The organism is uncultured Ruegeria sp. (assembly GCF_947504215.1).
In the GTDB taxonomy this organism is placed as follows: Bacteria; Pseudomonadota; Alphaproteobacteria; order Rhodobacterales; family Rhodobacteraceae; genus Ruegeria.
In genome coordinates this window covers 101,338-119,513 of record NZ_CANNGO010000014.1, presented here as the reverse complement: position 1 = coordinate 119,513, position 18,176 = coordinate 101,338, and the positions used below count along the sequence as shown (strand labels likewise).

13 protein-coding genes, 1 tRNA gene and 1 pseudogene are annotated in these 18,176 nt (G+C 55.4%); 8 read left to right on the top strand and 7 right to left on the bottom strand.

Annotated features, from left to right (window positions below; genetic code table 11):
- Positions 1-515: 515 nt before the first annotated feature.
- The 3 genes and pseudogenes from Q1B21_RS19680 to Q1B21_RS19670 all read right to left on the bottom strand — a co-directional run bounded on the left by Q1B21_RS19680 (position 516) and on the right by Q1B21_RS19670 (position 4,095).
- Positions 516-2,384 carry a heparinase II/III family protein gene (locus tag Q1B21_RS19680; protein ID WP_299892390.1) on the bottom strand — a complete coding sequence of 623 codons (1,869 nt, stop codon included), beginning with the start codon at positions 2,382-2,384 and terminating at the stop codon, positions 516-518.
- 189 nt (positions 2,385-2,573) lie between these two features.
- Positions 2,574-2,779 (bottom strand): annotated as a pseudogene (locus Q1B21_RS19675) (hypothetical protein); the annotation flags it as partial.
- Between the two features lie 389 nt (positions 2,780-3,168).
- A complete protein-coding gene (locus tag Q1B21_RS19670) occupies positions 3,169-4,095 on the bottom strand; it encodes a LysR substrate-binding domain-containing protein (RefSeq protein ID WP_299892387.1) in 927 nt (308 codons plus the stop codon).
- A 362-nt stretch (positions 4,096-4,457) separates the two neighbouring features.
- Here Q1B21_RS19670 and Q1B21_RS19665 point away from each other — a divergent pair, with 362 nt between their 5' ends.
- The 3 genes from Q1B21_RS19665 to Q1B21_RS19655 are packed head-to-tail and all read left to right on the top strand — an operon-like array spanning position 4,458 to position 11,295.
- Entirely contained in the window at positions 4,458-8,111 is a 3,654-nt protein-coding gene (locus tag Q1B21_RS19665; protein WP_299892384.1) for a CHRD domain-containing protein, read from the top strand.
- Between the two features lie 59 nt (positions 8,112-8,170).
- Positions 8,171-9,928: a type I secretion system permease/ATPase gene (locus Q1B21_RS19660; protein WP_299892381.1), complete on the top strand. Its 1,758-nt coding sequence runs from the start codon at positions 8,171-8,173 to the stop codon at positions 9,926-9,928.
- A complete protein-coding gene (locus Q1B21_RS19655; RefSeq protein ID WP_299892378.1) occupies positions 9,925-11,295 on the top strand; it encodes an HlyD family type I secretion periplasmic adaptor subunit in 1,371 nt (456 codons plus the stop codon). Before Q1B21_RS19660 ends, Q1B21_RS19655 begins: the two co-directional genes overlap by 4 nt.
- A gap of 513 nt (positions 11,296-11,808) precedes the next feature.
- Here Q1B21_RS19655 and Q1B21_RS19650 read toward each other — a convergent pair.
- Positions 11,809-11,884: transfer RNA gene (locus Q1B21_RS19650), tRNA-Ala, on the bottom strand.
- A gap of 143 nt (positions 11,885-12,027) precedes the next feature.
- Entirely contained in the window at positions 12,028-12,354 is a 327-nt protein-coding gene (locus tag Q1B21_RS19645) for a TIGR02300 family protein (protein ID WP_298937178.1), read from the bottom strand.
- Positions 12,355-12,454: 100 nt separating this feature from the next.
- Here Q1B21_RS19645 and Q1B21_RS19640 point away from each other — a divergent pair, with 100 nt between their 5' ends.
- The 3 genes from Q1B21_RS19640 (at position 12,455) to Q1B21_RS19630 (ending at position 15,071) form a co-directional block, all read left to right on the top strand.
- Complete coding sequence (locus tag Q1B21_RS19640; RefSeq protein WP_299892374.1) at positions 12,455-13,150, top strand: M48 family metallopeptidase; 696 nt, start codon at positions 12,455-12,457, stop codon at positions 13,148-13,150.
- Positions 13,151-13,180: 30 nt separating this feature from the next.
- Complete coding sequence (locus tag Q1B21_RS19635) at positions 13,181-13,828, top strand: GntR family transcriptional regulator (protein ID WP_298937176.1); 648 nt, start codon at positions 13,181-13,183, stop codon at positions 13,826-13,828.
- A 112-nt stretch (positions 13,829-13,940) separates the two neighbouring features.
- The gene (locus Q1B21_RS19630; RefSeq protein ID WP_299892371.1) at positions 13,941-15,071 is read left to right on the top strand and encodes a lytic murein transglycosylase; all 1,131 of its coding nucleotides are present in this window, start codon (positions 13,941-13,943) and stop codon (positions 15,069-15,071) included.
- Between the two features lie 4 nt (positions 15,072-15,075).
- On the opposite strand, the gene Q1B21_RS19625 is transcribed toward Q1B21_RS19630, so the two are convergent.
- Entirely contained in the window at positions 15,076-16,038 is a 963-nt protein-coding gene (locus Q1B21_RS19625; protein ID WP_298937174.1) for an acetyl-CoA carboxylase carboxyltransferase subunit alpha, read from the bottom strand.
- Between the two features lie 124 nt (positions 16,039-16,162).
- Between Q1B21_RS19625 and Q1B21_RS19620 the strand changes: the two genes are divergently transcribed.
- The gene (locus tag Q1B21_RS19620) at positions 16,163-16,996 is read left to right on the top strand and encodes a GyrI-like domain-containing protein (protein WP_299892367.1); all 834 of its coding nucleotides are present in this window, start codon (positions 16,163-16,165) and stop codon (positions 16,994-16,996) included.
- Position 16,997: 1 nt separating this feature from the next.
- On the opposite strand, the gene Q1B21_RS19615 is transcribed toward Q1B21_RS19620, so the two are convergent.
- Positions 16,998-17,594 (bottom strand): LysE family translocator, encoded by a 597-nt coding sequence (locus Q1B21_RS19615; protein WP_299892364.1) that lies wholly within the window; start codon positions 17,592-17,594, stop codon positions 16,998-17,000.
- Positions 17,595-17,667: 73 nt separating this feature from the next.
- On the opposite strand from Q1B21_RS19615, the gene Q1B21_RS19610 reads away from it, so the two are divergent.
- Positions 17,668-18,120 (top strand): Lrp/AsnC family transcriptional regulator, encoded by a 453-nt coding sequence (locus tag Q1B21_RS19610; RefSeq protein ID WP_366525418.1) that lies wholly within the window; start codon positions 17,668-17,670, stop codon positions 18,118-18,120.
- The last annotated feature ends 56 nt before the right edge of the window (positions 18,121-18,176 follow it).

The following is an 18,176-nucleotide window of genomic DNA, read 5'->3' as shown; positions in this document are numbered from 1 at the left end:
TTCAAATCCTACTCCCCGAAACCACTACAGTCGAACACAGTGTCGAACAGGCCGCCGAAGGGCGGATTTGTGCGTTCCGTCATCCACACCGGAAGCACTGTGGAAGCAAACGGATGCGGAAAAGCGGTGTGGCGGGCTTGCAACAGACATACGTAAACAGTCGCGACGAGCCCATATGCGGGACGGATCGCTTGTTGATCAAGCCGGCTTCGCCGTGGCTGTCATACAGATGCCGCCAGCGATAGAAACCGTCGCTCCCAATTCCGAACTACCGGCGTTCCTTACTCACCGATCCGGTCTGCGCAGCGTGCTCACGAACACCACTTACGACATATCTCTGGCTGGTCCTTTGTCGTCGATTACATCCTCCTCATCCAAATTGGAGCTTGGAGAAGATGTCTCGTGGGTACGTTCGTAATCTACACCCGCGCTCTATGACCAACGGAGTGGTTATGGCTCCAGAATTGTGATCCAAACGACGTTTCAGATGACGACAAGGCATCCCGAATACGGGTCTATTCTATTGGGTCAGGTTGCGACAGAGTGGCATGCAGTCGCCAGTCGCTCAGTGGGATGATCGTGTTGTCAGCTGTGCCCCCGGCGCTGTCAAACCAAACAGCGATTGTTTGCGACGCGCCCGAGTCCTGAGCCTGCAGATCAATCATCAATCTGCCGACGCCAGAATTTGGGTTCTGGTTGGCGCAGTCCGAGTTATATGGTGTTTTGCAAGGGTCTGCAGAACGTAAAGTAAAAAGGGCCTCAGGCGGTGAAAGAACGCGTGCTCGTAATTCCTGCCCATCCTTTCGCAGGATCGCAGTTTGCCCATCGATGCTAACCTGCGCTTCGGTATGCATGGTCCAGAATACCGGATCTGCTTGATTTCCTTCGATTTCGTCTTGAATCAGAACTGCACTTCCTTCGATCAAGGCTATGCCACGCCGTACGGTGCCCACGGGCCTGCCATACGGTTCAGAAAGGTCCGCTATCGTGAAGTTGAAATCGGGGAACTGCCCAAACTCTTCAATCTGGGCGCGACCAGTTGTTTGCTGGTTTGCAGAGCCAAAGACCAGTGTGTTCTGACCGATTGTCGCCGTGCGATAATAGTCAAAGCGTTTGTTGGTGAAATATCCGGGCAAATGGTAGTTTCCGATCCCAAGATCAGTCGCCCATCTCACTCCGTTTGTCTCAAGAACAAATGTTCCCGCATCAAGGTTGTTGTGATGACTGCGTAGCGGTCCGGCCTTGAAGCCGACATATGTCGCTTTTGGATCATCCCATGCGGATCGCATCATCACAAGTCCAAGCCCACCGAACCAGAACGAGTTTTGTCGCCCGTCGATAGGTCTTTCCTCAGAGTTTTGCCGCCAGATCAGATCCAGCGCAACGTGTGAAACGGGTTTGGAACCGGCGGTCCGCCGACTGTAATCGGGTCGGTTAAAGCGCGACGCAAGCCAGGTCAACGCGACCAGATCAGTGTTTGTGTCGCTGTCGCCGTAGTTGAATAACAAGCCGGTCGGCCCGGTCACATGAGTAAGATAGTCGCCAAAATTCGCCATCCCGTCTGATTTGGACAAATCAAAATCGTGCCCGAGCACGGTTTCCAAAGACGTGATCGCGATGGCCGCGTCCCGCGCAGCCAACGCGCCATACATTGGACCTTCCGGCCACGCTCCATCTGGGGCAAACATCGCAAACCCATTGCGAAGCGATATCTGAGCACTTTCGATGATCTGCTTCGCCAATTCTGGCTCAGCTTCTGAAACGGCAAGGGCCGCAACGATCATTCCGGTATTGCAGATGATGTTCCAGTTAAAGGATGCAACAGGCCAGGTGATATCCGCCGTTGCCGTGCCGTCAGGCAAAGAGCTTGGGATCGGGGTCGGATGCACCCAACGCTGCGGGACAACCCAGCCTTTATCAAAGTAAGCCGTGTCCAGCTCATAGATCCCAGCAGCTTCGTTCAACGCCTTGTTGACCAATGCTGACTTGATTGCCGCATGATCACCGTCATCCAGAGTTTCACTGATCCAACTGTAGCCAAGCGCAACCGCCAACGTGACCCTACTCAAGCCCAGAAAGTTTTCCGGGTACCACGTCTCCAAATCTGCAAGTTGCAAAAGCTCCAGTCTGGCTCGATCCGCATAGCGTTTGTCGCCGGTCAGACGCCACGCCATTCCCATTGTTGTCAACCGCTCAACCGGTTTCTGATCAAAACCAACAAAGCTCTGCCGCAGTTCTGAGGTATCCGATCTGAGCGCTTCCACAATTGTAGGCTGATCCAAATGGGCATCAGCGCTTGCAAGCAAAGCTTCGTATGCCGAAGCGAGAACCGCATCTGTTGTTCTTCTGGTCTCAATCCGTTCAACAACGTTATCGGTCAGCATGATTTGCGGCACCACAGTGTCGGACCAAGCACTGCTGGTGAAGAGGAAAGACAATAACGAAGCTATGATGGAAGTTGGAGCTAGCGACTGTGTCTTACTGAAGGTTGCGTTCACAAAGCCCCTCCGCACGGGAAATTTCAGGCAACTGAACTCTGCAACGTGCAACTAACTCTGTCAAAAAAAAATACATCACAAGAAGTCCGCAAAATTTGGACTTAGCCTATACTCCAGATCCATTAAATTACAGGCAAAACAAGATATTGCTGCGAGTGCGATGGCCGAGACGAACACCTTTAGGCATCTATCATACTGCGTGCGACACGACGCCAATCATTCAGGCGTCCAAACACACTCTCGAACCTATTACGGCACTTGTAGCGACGCTTGCCGTATTTGTTGATGGCTCGGTAAAGCTAAACCGGGTCACCCTAAACTTTGCGCAGATATCTCATCCATGCGTCATGAAAAATCTGAGGCGCGCTTTCGACATTGGGTAGCTTTAGCCACCAGATCCGCGTGTCGACTTCCCAGCGGTTCAGCGTTCCATGCTCAAGACTCATGCCAAGTACTGCCAAGACTTCTTCCAGGTTCCGGTATGAAACACCCCACGCGTGTGGAAGAAGACCGCGTGTGAAACGACTTCTTTCGGAAAATCGTCTTCTTTGAATGAGATAGCCACGGTCTGCTCCGGTCAAATTCAAGCACGTCGCTATACGAACTGCTTTCGAAATGCCAGTTGGGTGAGCAGCCTAGAATGGTAATCTGGGCGAAAGAGCTGTGATTTTCATTTTTTCTGCGCGTAACTTGGCTCCACCCCTTTAGGAGGGTTTTGATTAATGTATGCCCCAATTCTGGCTAGCAACGGTTTTCGAGGGCAATTGGGCCGTGTCGCTGCACCAAGGTTTCGCAGGTTTCCTGGGCTATCAAACGGGACAAAACACAAAGGCCATCTATCTCGCTTGAATTGCTCAACAGCCAACGCAGAAACGATCGTACAGTCATCGGAGTGGCAAATATGTCGGCAGATCGTTTCGAACCGTAACGCGGTCAGATCGAATCGTTTGGTGACACGGATCGAAGCATCTTGTCTGGGAAGCCGATCTTCAAGCTCATAGCCGAAACTGTGGGGCAAGCGTATGAAATCATATTCTGGCACGTCCTCAGGTGCTATCGAGGGCAGCCTGCACAATGGGTGCCCTTCGCGCATTGCCAAAAACAGTGGCTCGGACCATATCGAGGTGAAGTCCAACGCCTCGCTATTATTGACTTTCGCGACCAGTGCCATGTCAAGCGTGTGATCTTCGACCATTCGCAACATGTTTTGCGGAAGGTCTTCAATCATCGTAACCCGCATGCTCGGAAACAGCGTGTTGAACAATTCCGAAAAATATTGAGTCAGGTACGGCGCGAGGGTCGGCGTCATTCCAATTTTGAAAGGTACTGCTTCAGGATCGCGAAACTCGGTTGCTGTATCGCGGATTTTTTGCGCATCGTTCAAAATACGACCTGCAATTTCAACGACCCTAGCCCCGCATGCTGTTGGTCGAACTTCATTATTTAGCCGCAAGAAAATTTCGGTACCTAGCTCCTTTTCCAGCTTCTTAATTTGGTTTGACAACGCTGGTTGTGACACATTGCAAGCGATCGCAGCCTGACTGAACTGGCCGAATTTGGCGATCGAAAGGACGTATTCCAAGTCTCTGATGTTCATCGGTTGCACAATTCACTGTTTGAAGCAGGAGTAACCTTTGTCCGAAAAAATATGATCCGAAGCATGTCTTCTAAAGACCGGCAGATGAAATCCGAGGGATTTGCCGCTCACTTTCGCTGACAAGTTTGTCAGTTTACGTAAGTGAATACGGGGAAGCCAAAGAGTTGCCGTTGAAAAACGCCCTGATTTGTTGGGGTTGTCTGTATGCGGTGTCACGGGTTTCGTGAGTATTTGTTTTGGTTATACGCTCGATTTGCAGGATGAATTTTAAGTGAGTTGAAGCGCGACATACTCCTTTGAAGCGTTGGTAGCCCGAAGCAACGAGCCACCTTCACAACGCAACATACCTGACGGAGTGACCCATGCTGTCCCAGTTTTTAGAAAGTCTGCGTGCTCGTCTTTTGACCACGTCATCTTTGGCGCAAGAGACAACTCGCGACGGCCAAACTCTTCTAAACAGTTTTTTCCAAAACACGGTAATAGACGATACCCCTGCTTTTGTTCTGGCAAACGACTTTGCCCGTTTGCTGAATTTCGGCGAAATCACTACCAACAACGCGGTCGCCGCTGTTCAGGCACAGGGCGACGACGTTGATATCTTCAACTTCCGTTCTGGAAGGATCGAGGCCAACAATGGGCCCGACGCTCTGGCGACTGGTGTTCAGGTACAGGGCGGCGCCTCTGTGCGCAATTTCGGTGAGATTGCGGGCGAATTCAATGGTGTGCAGTTTGCAGGCCCCGAAAGCTCGGGGAGTCTGGACAATTTCCGCGGCGGAGTGATCAACTCGGACAGCCGTGCGGTGGACATTCAGGGTCAGGGCATCGATGTTCGTAACTTTGGTGACATCATCGGCACTGGTGATCAGCGCAACGGAACGATCTACACAAACAGTACGGCTGAGGATGTTTCAATTTCGAACTTCGCAGGCGGAACGATTGACGCTGGTGAAGGCAATCAGGGCGCCGGTATCTCGCTGCAGGTTGGTGACGAGGTTGCTGACCGGGTAGAAACCGACGTCTTCAACGGGTTTGGTGCAACCATTCAGGGTCGTGGCCAGGCGGCGGCGAACACATCGCTGGCAGGTGATGGTATTCGCATCGATGATGGCGCCGAAGGTACCATCCTGGAAACCGAAATCATCAACAGCGGCTTGATTTCAACCGAAAGCAATCAGGGTACAGCGGCAGGTATTCGTATCGCGGACGGCGCCAGTGCCGAAGGCGAGATTCTAAACACCTCGACTGGTGTGATCGAAGGCCCCCGTAATGGTCTGTATATCGGCAATGGTGAACATGAACTGGACGTGCTGAACTTTGGTACCATCCAGTCGGGCAGCCGTGCGCTGAATATCGACGGCACGGGCGTGGATGTCGTCAACGGAGGCGACATCCTAGGCACAGGCGATCAACGCAATGGTACTGACTATGCCGACGACACAGCGAGCGACTATTCAATCAATAACCTAGCGACAGGTTCGATTGATGCCGGTGAGCACAACGATGGCGCTGGTGTCTCGTTGTCGCTGGCCGCAGACGGCAACGGCGAAGTCGAAATCACCAACGCCGGTTCTATTGCCGGTCGGGGCAACGCTGGCGCCGCGCTTGGTACCGCAGGTGACGGTATTCGTCTGGAAGGTGTCCGTTCGGAGGGCGGTGGTTTTGCGCCTGCATCCTTCACTGGCACGATCATCAACACAGGCTCGGTCACGTCCGAAGGGGCGAACGGAACTGTTGGTGCATTCCGCGCAGTGAACAACGTCAATTTCCAGGGCCAGTTGGTCAACGAAGAAACCGGCGTCTTCGCGGGTGGTCAGAATGGTGTCTATTTTGGCACCGGTGATCATATTGGGGGTTCCTTCGTGAACCGCGGCACGGTGACTTCGGACAGCCGTGCTGTGAACATCGATGGTGAAGGTCTTGAGGTTGTCAACGAAGGTACAATTCTGGGCACCGGTAACCAGCGCAACGGCACCGTCTATGCCGACGGCACCGCTGACAACTACACATTCTCCAACACCGGTCTGGTCGACGCAGGCGAAGGTAACAACGGCTCAGCCGTTTCGCTGCAAACCGGCGACGTGTCAGGTGATGTGGTGTCGGCTGCCGTTCTGAACGAAGGTACCCTGCAGGGCCGTGGCGACGCGATAGAAGGCAATCAGGTCGGCGACGGTCTGCGCCTTTTTACCAGCCAGGATGATGCATCTTTTGCCGGTGTTGTCGTTAACGAGGGGCTGATCGCGGGTTCCGAGACTTCGGAGGCCGCAGCGGGTCTGCGTGTCGACGGCGGGCTGAATCTTCTGGGTGCGGTCCTGAACGAAGGTGAGATCCGCGGCACATTCAATGCGATTGATGCCTCGGATGCTGGTTCCGTGACCATTGTCAACGATGACGAAGGTGTCATCAACGGCACTGTTCTGCTGAGCGATGGCGATGACATCTTTGTTGATCTGGGCACCACCAACGGAGATATCGTCGGAGGTGCTGGCGATGACGTTCTGATCGCAGGTGATGCGGACAACGTTCTGACCGGTGGTTTGGGCAATGACTTCATCAACGGTGGTGATGGCATCGACACTGCTGACTTCTCGGATCTGGATGTTGCGGTCGATGTCCGTCTGGACGCCAACGGCAACGGCACCGCCTCACGCGACACGGGCTTCAACGTCTCGGTGGTGGATGCGCTAGTTACGGCACCGGATCAGTTCGGTTCGAACATCGCCGACGGAGCTGCCTTCGTGGAGCAGGCCGTTCAGGGCAACCTGTACTACAACATCCACACTTCAGACTTCCCCGGCGGCGAAATCCGTGGGCAGTTGCTGGTCGACGGCGACGTTACCGAGCAAGGCATTCGTACCGTAACGCTCAGTGGTGGCCTGGACGCGTCACAGGAACCTGGACCGACCTCGGACAGCAGAGCAACGGGCGATGCAACCGTTGTGATCACTCAGAACCTGGCAACGGGTGAAGTCACCTATTCCAGCGAGCTAAGCGTCGTGGGTCTGAACGAGGCCGATCTGAACACTCCGATCCCGGGTGTTGTTTCAGCCATCCATTTACACAATGCACCGGCCGGCGCCAATGGTCCGGTTATACAGGACACGCTGGTGGATGCGGGGGCCACACTGGATGTGGATGCAGTGGGTGGAATCGGTGTCATCGGTCCGGATGTCATCGACAACCAGATCGATACAGACATTCTACAGTCGATCGAGCGGGTCATCGGATCCGACGACAACGATACGATCGACGTGTCTGGTTTTGACGGAGTCACTGTTGATCTGGACCTGAGCGGCCCTGCGCCGAACCCGGCTGGCAATGGCGATGAGGGTCCGCAGGATGGCGCCATCATCGTGGGCGGTCAGATCGTTGCAGAAGTCGATGACTTTGAAAACGTAGTTGGCTCTAGCGGCGATGACCTGATCCTGGGCAACAACGAGTTCAACGTCCTAGACGGTGGTGCGGGCAACGACTCGATCCACTCGTTCGGTGGTGCTGACGTCATCATCGGTGGTGAAGGTATCGATACGGCACTGTTCACCGCAGGACCAGGTGTTGTTCTGGATCTCGACGAAGAAGGCGATGGTGTCGCTACGATCAACGCACCGGACGGAGCCACTCTGGATCAGGTGTTTGGGTTCGAGAACATCAACGGCTCGAACAACGCCGCTAGCCCAAACGGCGGCAATGATGTGCTGTCTGGCAACTCGGGGTCCAATACCTTGAACGGTCAGGCCGGTGATGACGTACTGAACGGTGAGGGTGGCAATGACGTCCTGATCGGTGGTGCTGGCGCCGACACCTTTGTCTTTGCTGTCGGTTTTGGCGACGATGTCATTCAGGATTTCGAAGTCGGTCTCGACCAGCTTCAGTTCGGTGACTTTGGTCCGGATTTCGACAGTAACGTGAATGTCGCTCAGGACGGCAACGATGCCCTGATCACCTTCGGCGATGAAGGCTCGGTTCGGCTTTCCGGCGTGAACAGGGCGGATCTGACCGACGATGACTTTGTAGTGTAATCGATCAACAACGGGGCGGCGTAAGTCGCCCCGTTTGCTTTCCCGGAAAGGGTCGTCAAATGTTACAGAACTCTAATCCTGTCAAATCCGCCTGGGCTTCGCTGCGCAAAGGCTTTGTTGCGGTCGCCTTCTTTAGCCTTTTTCTAAATCTTTTGATGTTGGCCGGGCCGCTTTACATGCTGCAGGTCTATGATCGGGTGCTGACCAGCCAGAACGTTGATACGCTGATTGCCCTGTCTGTCCTTCTGGCAGGTGTTTTTGTTGTTATTGCGTGTCTTGACCTAATGCGGATGCGCATCCTTGGCCGCCTGGCTGCCCGGTTCGAGATGGGTGTTGGCGCGCCGGTCCTTGGGGCTGCGATGCGTCGTCGCGTACAAGGTGAAAGCGAACCGGGCGAAAATTTGGTGGAAGACATCAACGGATTTCGCGAGTTCATTTCAGGCACGACCCTAACCGCCTTTTTTGATGCGCCGTGGATTCCGATCTACCTGCTCGTCCTCTATGTTCTGCATCCCTTTCTCGGCCTGCTGGGTGTGGCCGGAGCTGTCACGCTGACAATCATGGCGCTAATCAACAACGCCCGCGCCCGCGCGCCTATGCAACAGGCGTCGACGGCCCGTGGTCGATCGGATGCGCTGTTCAATACTAGTGACCGGAACGCAGAGCTGGTGCAGGCGCTTGGTATGAAATCTGATCTGGTGCGGCGCTGGGTTGCTTTGCAAGCCGAAGCCCATCAGCACAAGACCCGCGCTGCTGATCGGATCGCAGGGTTTTCGGTTATGTCCAAGACCGTTCGAATGGGGTTGCAATCTGCTATCCTCGGCTTGGGCGCTGCGCTTGCCATAACCGGGGAAACAACCGCAGGCGTCATGATTGCGGCAACTATCGTTTTGGCCCGCGCGCTATCACCGATTGATCAGCTGATTGGTCAGTGGCGGACTTTTTTGGCTGCGCGGGGCTCTTACGCTAAGATCAAAGCCTTGACAGAAGAGTTTGCGGACGCCCCCACGAATTTGCATTTACCCCGCGCGTTCAAGTCGCTCGACGTCAGAATCACGCAGGCTGGACCGCCGCGCGCCATCACTGCCACAGTCCGTTCGATTGATTTCGACCTGAGGGCTGGCGATGTTCTGGCCGTCATCGGTCACAGCGGGTCTGGTAAAACCACGCTGGGCAAGATGCTGGCCGGCATCTGGTTTCCACAGCGCGGTGAAGTTTTGCTGGACGGCAGCCCGATGTCCAAATGGAACCATGAGGATCTGGGTAAGCAGATCGGCTATCTGCCACAGGATGTAGATTTGTTTGACGGGACAATCCGCGAAAACATCGGCCGTTTCTCAACCGCAATTGATGACGCCGAAGTGCTACGCGCCGCACGGGAAGCAGGCGTTCACGAGTTAATAAGCGGGCTTCCCGATGGGTATGAGACCCACATAGGTAAAGGTTTCTTTCTGTCCGGCGGTCAACGGCAGCGGCTGGGTTTGGCGCGTGCGCTTTACGGTGATCCATTCGTTCTGGTTCTGGATGAGCCGAACTCGGATCTTGACGCCGACGGCGAGCAGGCTCTTCGCAACGCAATCCTGGCGGCAAAAGCGCGCGGGGCAATTGCCGTCGTCATGACCCATCGTCCGGCAACATTGCAAGCAGCCAACAAAGTGATGGTGATGCGCAATGGGGCTCAAACCCAGTTTGGCAACAAAGAAGAAGTACTGAAGGTCAACCGCCGCAACGTGCTGGACAAACCAGTCAAAGCAAACGCGCCCGAACCTGTCGCGCGTCTTGCCGATAAAACTCAGATCAGTGGAGCAGCTCAATGACACATCTGGTTCAACATTCTCAGTCGCGCAACGCACTATACATGAATGAAGGTCAGTTGAACGAGGTCACGGACGCCTCTTCTGGCATTGGACGGTATGTCTTGTTCGGGCTTTTCACTTTGATGGCGTTTGTCGGCGGCAGCGCATATTGGGCCTTTGCCTCGAAACTGGATGGCGCTGTGGTTGCGCCTGCCTCGTTCGTGGTAAAGGGCGATCGCAAAACGGTCGAACACTTGGATGGCGGCATCATACGATCCATTCTGGTCAGCGACGGCGAGTTTGTTGAGAAAGGACAACCTTTGGTCCAGCTCGACAGCACGGATATCGACGTGGACCTGAGCGTATTGGGTAGTCAGTTGGGTGAATTATCAGTGCGTCGCGCGCGTCTTTTGGCCCAAATGAGACGACAAGTTCAGTTCGATGAAGCTGACGGTCTGACGGCGTACCGTGAGGGTATGGACCGCTTGCACTGGTATCCTGCTTATCTGACACAGAAACAATTGTTTGATGCAGAAGCCCGCGCCCGACAAACCGAAGCCGAGATCAACGCGCAACGTATTTCGGGTTTGCGGGCTCAGATTGCGGGCTTAAGTGAGCAGCGCAATGCGACACAAAATCAGATCGATATCACCCGGACCGAGTTGTCGAACCTGCAATCCCTTCTGGAAAAGGGGCTGGTCGCTGCTACCCGGGTTAGTTCCAGACAAATTGAACTGCAACGCCTTAGCGGTGTTGATGCCTCGCTGCGCACGCAGATTGCACAGGCAGAAAGCCAGGTACATGAATTAACACTGGCCCTGGTCAGTCAACGGAAACTCCGCGACGAAGTTATCGCTGGTGAACTGGCTGTGGTACAGGCGCAGCTAGATACTGTTACTCCGCAATACTTTGGCACACTGGAACGCCGAAAACGGGCCGTAGTATTAGCTCCCGCAAGAGGCCGCATCGTCAACTTGATTACATCTACCATTGGTGGAGTTGTTCGCCCCGGCGAACACATCATGGACATTGTCCCTGACGGTCAAAGTCTGATTGTCGAGGCGAGGGTTCAAACAAGTGATATTGACAAACTGCAGATTGGTCAGTCGGCTAGGGTGCGATTGTCCGCCTTTGCGACAGCCGACATCCCAGAAGCCAACGGGCAGATATTTGACATCTCTGCCGACGCGCTGGAAGACGAGCGCACTGGAGAGCCGTTTTTCAAAGCGCGGGTCAAATTGGACGACCACCAACCCGTGGCCGTCGCTGCGTTGGAACTGGTTCCGGGTATGCCTGCTGACTTGTTTGTTAATACTGGGGAACGGGCCGTGATTGACTATCTGACACAGCCAATCAAAGACCGGCTTAACAGGACCTTTATTGAGTAAGCGCACTAAGGATCGGGTGTGTCGCAAACTTAGGGCCCTGACTAAAGAGCACTCGGAGCGGCATCAGTATGGGACAGGTCCATCGTTACCCATCTCATAGAGGTGGATTGAGGTATACATGCGCTCTTTCTCAAGCTCGGCATAGCGGCCGAGTTCATCCCAGCGCGCCTTCGCTTTTTTAGTTATTCTTGAAGTGCTCATACATCTTTGCGCGCAGTTCGCCGTGGTTCATGCCTGATGCTTTTAATTGGGTAGTTGGCGTTTCGCCGCACTCTGGAAGATGCCATGCCAGAGGATCAACCTCTTCAGGGCATCTCGTACGCAATGACACCCGAAGGGTCCTACGTGAGGCGTTTGGTCTTTTGTGGGGTTTTGGTCTTGTGTCGGGCAGTGGCAACGGGAGTAGTAGATGCCGTGTCTGGACAGCGAAAGACGCGCATGCAGCTTCATTTTGTGTCACACCTGTGTGTCACGCGGCTCTGATGGTTGCTTTTGAGTTATTCTATTAGGTTTTGGTGGAGCCTAGGGGAGTCGAACCCCTGACCTCTTGCATGCCATGCAAGCGCTCTCCCAACTGAGCTAAGGCCCCATACTGGTACCGCATCGGCGGTGGGCGGACGTTTATGAGACGACGCGGTTGAGTTCAAGTCCAAAATTGGATTTGCGAGAAAAGTTTCCGCTTGCGTTGGCCGCTAGTTGGTACGAGGCGGCCGCGGCCGCCTCGTACCGAATTTAGCTTTCGTCTTCTGCCGCGATGTCGGTGATCTCGTCCAACGATACATCATCGTTGCCGTCATCATCATCGTCCAGAAGATCGTCGTCGAGTTCGACATCGACGGTATCATCCTCTTCAAGAGTCACTTCTTCTTCGGATGTTTCCTTGCGCGCCTTGGCCGACGCAGCGTCTTCGGCATCTGCCGCAATCATGCGGCTTTTGCCGGTTTCAAGCTCCACGACATCGCCGGTGTAGGGGCTGATGATCGGGTCTTTGTTCAGGTCGTAAAATCGCTTACCGGTGGTCGGGCAAACACGCTTTACGCCCCATTCTTCCTTGGGCATGTCAAATCCCCTTGATATCAGGTGTGTCGTCTAAATGATTCAGCTCACCTGCCACAGGCGGCGGGCACTGTCAAAGCCTTTGCGCAGGAGAAATTGCAATATGGAAGATCACGCATTGCCGGGGACGCCTCCTGTGCCGCTGACATTGCGAAAATCAGCGCGTGCGCGGCGTATCAGTTTGCGGATTTCCCAATTGGATGGGCGGGTTACCCTGACTTATCCGCAAGGTGTCCCCGAGTCTGAGGCGCTGAGTTTTGCGCGCACCAAGGAAGAATGGATAAGGCAGCACCTACAAGAACAGCCAGTTCTCGCAGAGGTTCAAATCGGACTGACGATCCCAGTTGAAGGGTCTGACCGCCGAATCGTTCCCACGTCCGGCCGACGGGTGTTGTTGCAGCCCCATGCGGTCGCCGTTCCTGCCGGGGCTGAGCCGCGTCGATTGGCTCGGTTTTTGAAAGAACTTGCGCGGGATCGATTGACCGGAGCCTGCGATGACTATGCGGCGATTCTGGGTCGTTCATATACCAGCCTGAGCCTTCGTGATACGCGGTCTCGGTGGGGGTCTTGCAGTTCGCAAGGCGGACTTATGTTCTCATGGCGATTGATCCTCGCGCCGCCAGAGGTCTTGCACTATGTGGCGGCACATGAGGTGGCACATCTGGCTGAAATGAACCATTCGCCCGCATTTTGGTCGCAGGTCGAGCGAATATTTGGCCCTTACGAAAAGCAGCGTCGATGGTTGCGGGATAATGGGGCAGAATTGCATCGCTACAGGTTTGATGCATCGCCCAGTTGACCCCAAAGGTTTTTGTGATCACATGGGGCTATGTTAAGTACACGTCCAACTGACAGCCAGCCAGCCACTCATGACCGGGTGTATCGCGCCCTTCGATCACGCATTATGCATGGCGAGATTGCCCCGGGCCAGGCGCTGACGTTGCGTGGCATCGGCAAGGAATTCGGAGTGTCGATGACGCCGGCGCGCGAAGCTGTGCGCCGCTTATCCGCCGAAGGGGCGCTGTTCTTGTCATCATCTGGACGCGTGTCGACTCCCGAGCTTACAAATGACCGGATCGAGGAACTGGCCGCGCTGCGAGCGCTTCTCGAGGTTGAACTGGCCAGCCGGGCTTTGCCACGCGCGCACATTGCTTTGATCGACCGGTTGCAGAGCATCAACATGAACGTGGCTGAGATGGTGACCAAGCGCGATGCGGTTGGATACATTCGCGCCAATCTGGAATTCCACCGGACGCTTTATCTGCGTGCGCAGGCCCCAGCAATGTTGGCGATTGCCGAGACGGTGTGGTTGCAACTGGGCCCCACGATGCGCGCGTTGTACGGGCGGCTCAGACGCACCGAGCCTCCTCATTATCACAAACTGATTATCGCTGCGCTCAAGGCCGGAGACGAGCCAGGGCTGCGGTTGGCCGTGCGCTCGGATGTGACCCAAGGTCTGCGTCTTTTGGTGAGTTGAGCGGCTTGTTGCCGACCTGCCAACCGGCTGCAAGGCAATGCGCACAGTTCTGGTCTGAGAAAGCCGACTGCGTTACGCTGAGGCAAATCACAAACAAGAGCAGATTACAGTCATGATCAATCGACGGACCTTTTCTATCGGGCTTGGGTCAACACTGCTGGCCGCCTGTACAGGTGGCGGAGTGCCATCGAGCGCGCCAGCATCGCGCATGCGACCGGTTCCCGACACAGGTTGGGATGCGTGGGTAACAAATTTCAAAGGGCGTGCTGTCTCTCAGGGAATTTCCCAGACCACGATCGACCGCGCTTTCGTCGGGGCAGGGTATCTGCCTGATGTGATCGAGCGTGACCGCAATCAGGTCGAATTCAAACGCTCGCTGGAAGACTATCTTGCGATCGCAGCCTCGGATGAACGCATCAGTACCGGTCAGCAGATGCTGCAACGCTATGGCCCCGTTTTGTCGCAGATTGAGTCGCAGTATGGCGTCGACAAAGAAGTGGTCGTCGCCGTCTGGGGGCTTGAAAGCCGCTATGGCGAGCGACGTGGTGACGTTCCTGTGGTCTCGGCGCTGTCGACCTTGGCCTATGACGGGCGGCGTGGTCAGTTCTTTGAAAGCCAGTTGGTCGCGGCGATGAAAATTCTGCAGAATGGCGATACGACACCTGCCAACATGACCGGCAGCTGGGCCGGAGCCATGGGGCACACCCAGTTCATCCCAACCTCTTACCTGGCCTATGCCGTGGACTTCACCGGGGACGGGCGCAGGGATATCTGGTCAGATGACCCGACGGATTCACTGGCTTCGACAGCTGCGTACCTGTCGCGCGCCGGTTGGGTGCGCGGACAACCCTGGGGTGGAGAGGCCGGAACAGTATCCGGTACACCGGTGGCCGTTCTGCAGCCACAGACACCGGGACCACGGATTGCCGTGTTCCGCAACTTTCAGGTGATAAAGCGCTATAACAACTCGGACAGCTACGCGATTGGCGTTGGGCATTTGTCAGACCGGATTGCGGGTGGTGCGCCGTTTCAGGCCTCATTCGGACCAGATGCCACCGGCCTGACGCTGGAAGATCGCAAGGACCTTCAGCGCCGCCTGACGTCGGCAGGATATGACACGCAAGGTGCGGATGGTGTGATTGGTAAAAACACCGAAGCCGCGATCAGCGCGTATCAGCGGGCCAATGGTTTGCCGGTGACCGGAGACCCGTCTGTTACGCTGCTGCGCCAGCTGGGTGGTTGACGGTTTAAGCCGCCAACCCTTTTGAGCCGATATCCAGAAACTTCTGACGGCGGTCCTTGATCAGGGCCGCCGAATCCTTGCCGTCCAGCTCTTTCAGCATTGCAGCGATAGCGGCCCGTACCGATTCAACCGTTGCTTCACGGTCCCGATGGGCGCCGCCTTTGGGTTCGGTGATGATCCGGTCACAAACGCCTAGCTTGTAAAGGTCCTGAGCAGTCAGACGCAGCGCTTCGGCCGCCTCGCGCATCTTCTCCGAATCCTTCCACAGGATCGAGGCGCAGCCTTCAGGTGAAATCACCGAGTACACTGAATGCTCCAGCATCGCGACGCGGTTGGCTGTGGCAAATGCGACCGCGCCACCCGACCCGCCTTCACCGATAATCACGGAAACCAGAGGCACACCAATCTTCAGGCACATCTCCGTCGACCGTGCGATGGCTTCGGACTGGCCGCGTTCTTCGGCACCTTTGCCCGGATACGCGCCTGCTGTGTCAATCAGAGTGATCACCGGCAAGCCAAAGCGCCCCGCCATTTCCATCAGGCGTACAGCCTTGCGGTACCCTTCGGGCCGCGCCATGCCAAAGTTGCGTTCGATCCGCGACTTTGTGTCCGAGCCCTTTTCGTGCCCGATCACCATGACGGGCTGATCGTTGAACCGCGCCAGACCACCGATCACCGCCAGATCGTCAGCAAAGTTTCGGTCGCCCGCTAACGGGGTAAACTCAGTGAAAAGCGCATCAACATAGTTGTTGCAATGCGGGCGCTCAGGGTGACGCGCTACCTGACATTTCCGCCAGGGGGTCAGTTCTGCATAAAGCTCGTCCAGCAGTTTGGCGGCCTTGGTATCCAGCGCAGCTGCTTCTTCGGCCACGTCCATCTCTTCATTGGCGCGGGCCAGCGCACGCAATTCTTCGGCTTTGCCTTCGATCTCGGCCAGCGGTTTTTCGAAATCCAGATACTGGGTCATGACGCCTCTCAACGCGGAAGTTCCCTGCTATATGACCAAAGGTCGCCCGGGATGCAACTCAGCAAGATTTGTGGGTTGGGAATATGCGAACTCGGTAGGGCAAGCAGACGAAAGGGATATCCTTATGGCCACAAGCTATGAAGACCGCGTATTGCGCGTATTGGCCTATATCCATGACAACCCAGCAGGTGACCTGTCTTTGGACACGCTGGCGGATGTCGCAGCCATGTCGCGGTTTCACTGGCATCGTGTTTTTCGCGCGCTCACCGGTGAAACCTGTGCGCAATCCGTGCGGCGCTTGCGGTTGCACCGCGCCGCCATCTGGCTGGTGCAATCGGACAAGCCAGTTGCACAGATCGCGGTCGAGGTTGGTTATCCCAATCTAAAGTCTTTTGCGCGGGCCTTTTCCGAGGCCTACGGCAGAAGCCCCACAGCCTTTCGCAAGGCCGGGCAGTTTCTGCCAGCCAACCCTCATTTCAAAACCGGAGAATATCCAATGCATCCCGTTACAACACGTACCGAACCCGCACGTCGCGTTGTCGCCCTGCCGCACAAAGGGGCCTATGGCGAAATCGGCAAGAGCTTTGAGGCCTTTAGCGCCCTGTGCGAGTCGCGCGAATTGTGGTCCAAGGTGGGCCCGGTGATTGGCCTGTACCTCGACAGCCCTGATACGGTGCCCGAAGATCAGCTGCGCAGCTTTGCGGGGGCCGAATACCGAGGAGATCAGACACCTGAAGGAATGGATGACCTTAAGATACCGGGTGGGAAAACGGCAGTGCTGACGTTCAAAGGACCGTATTCCGGCCTTCACGCCGCCTACCACAGCTTGTTTGGCAACTGGCTTCCGGAATCGGGTGAAGAACCGGCAGATCAACCGTGTTACGAGATCTACCTGAACGACCCCCGTGAAACCCCACCAGAAGAACTGCTGACCGAAATCTGCCTGCCGCTGAAGTGATCTAGCTTGGCCAGAGGACCGGGTAGAGCGAGGCCACAAGCAACGCTGCCATGGTCCAATTGAACACCAGCAACCGGCGCGGGTTGGTCAAGATCCGCGCCATCTGCTGCCCCAGCAACGTCCACGTGCTGACGGATGGTAAGTTGATCGCACCAAACACCAGCGCGACGACCACAATTGCATTCAACGTCTGATCAGGTGTGTAAGCCGTTGTCGCTGTCAACGCCATCGCCCAAGCCTTTGGATTGACCCATTGAAAGACAGCGGCCTGCAGAAAAGTCATTGGTGTGCCTGACGGATCTTGTCCCTGCGCCGGTGCGGCATGTGCGATCTTCCAGGCGAGATAGAGCAGATAGGCAACCGATGCGAATTTAAGGACGGTGTAGCTGATGGGATACCGGTCGAACACCTGAACCATACCGGTGCCGACAAGCAAAACCATGAAGGTAAACCCCAGACCAATTCCCAGCATATGCGGGATTGTTCGCCGGAACCCAAAATTTGCGCCTGAGGCCATCAACATCAGATTGTTCGGACCCGGCGTGATCGAGGACACGAAGGCAAAAGTGATCAGGGCCAGCAATATGTCATAAGTCATGTTGCGGATAATTGCCGCTTTGGGGGCAAATGAAATTGCGTTTTCGTGCGCTTATGCATATTTGCTGCAACTAATGGCGAAAACTGATCGAATAAACCAAGAAATATTGCGTGAGCTTTCTTTGGATGGGCGTATCAGCAATCTGGAACTTGCAGATCGCGTCGGTCTGTCCCCATCTGCCTGTCTGCGCCGTGTGCAAGAGCTTGAGCGGGCTGGTGTCATTACCGGCTACCGGGCGGTTTTGAACCCGGCGGCACTGGGTGTTGGGTTTGTCGCCTATATCGGCGTTGGTCTGGGAGAGCACACCAAAGCGGCTCAAGAAGGCTTCGAACGCGCGCTGCAACAGGCGCCTGAGGTTATCGAGTGTCATAACATCACGGGCACCATCGAATATCTGCTGCGGGTCGAATGTGCCGACCTGCCATCTTACAAAACGTTCCATACCGAGGTGCTGGGAACCTTGCCGCATGTCACCTCAATTACGTCTTATGTGGTTATGGGATCACCCAAGGATTTGCGGACCTGACGGTGAAATTGTGAACTTTCACGCTCTTGCAGGGTAAAAAATCACGTCCTAGTGTC

What these genes read in the sequence shown, in the direction of transcription:
- Q1B21_RS19655 (WP_299892378.1), top strand. Translation starts at nt 9,925, where the DNA reads ATGACACATCTGGTTCAACATTCTCAGTCGCGCAACGCACTATACATG.
- Q1B21_RS19665 (WP_299892384.1), top strand. Translation starts at nt 4,458, where the DNA reads ATGCTGTCCCAGTTTTTAGAAAGTCTGCGTGCTCGTCTTTTGACCACG.
- Q1B21_RS19610 (WP_366525418.1), top strand. Translation starts at nt 17,668, where the DNA reads ATGGCGAAAACTGATCGAATAAACCAAGAAATATTGCGTGAGCTTTCT.
- Q1B21_RS19645 (WP_298937178.1), bottom strand. Translation starts at nt 12,354, where the DNA reads ATGCCCAAGGAAGAATGGGGCGTAAAGCGTGTTTGCCCGACCACCGGT.
- Q1B21_RS19625 (WP_298937174.1), bottom strand. Translation starts at nt 16,038, where the DNA reads ATGACCCAGTATCTGGATTTCGAAAAACCGCTGGCCGAGATCGAAGGC.
- Q1B21_RS19680 (WP_299892390.1), bottom strand. Translation starts at nt 2,384, where the DNA reads ATGCTGACCGATAACGTTGTTGAACGGATTGAGACCAGAAGAACAACA.
- Q1B21_RS19635 (WP_298937176.1), top strand. Translation starts at nt 13,181, where the DNA reads ATGTTAAGTACACGTCCAACTGACAGCCAGCCAGCCACTCATGACCGG.
- Q1B21_RS19630 (WP_299892371.1), top strand. Translation starts at nt 13,941, where the DNA reads ATGATCAATCGACGGACCTTTTCTATCGGGCTTGGGTCAACACTGCTG.
- Q1B21_RS19615 (WP_299892364.1), bottom strand. Translation starts at nt 17,594, where the DNA reads ATGACTTATGACATATTGCTGGCCCTGATCACTTTTGCCTTCGTGTCC.
- Q1B21_RS19660 (WP_299892381.1), top strand. Translation starts at nt 8,171, where the DNA reads ATGTTACAGAACTCTAATCCTGTCAAATCCGCCTGGGCTTCGCTGCGC.
- Q1B21_RS19640 (WP_299892374.1), top strand. Translation starts at nt 12,455, where the DNA reads ATGGAAGATCACGCATTGCCGGGGACGCCTCCTGTGCCGCTGACATTG.
- Q1B21_RS19620 (WP_299892367.1), top strand. Translation starts at nt 16,163, where the DNA reads ATGGCCACAAGCTATGAAGACCGCGTATTGCGCGTATTGGCCTATATC.
- Q1B21_RS19670 (WP_299892387.1), bottom strand. Translation starts at nt 4,095, where the DNA reads ATGAACATCAGAGACTTGGAATACGTCCTTTCGATCGCCAAATTCGGC.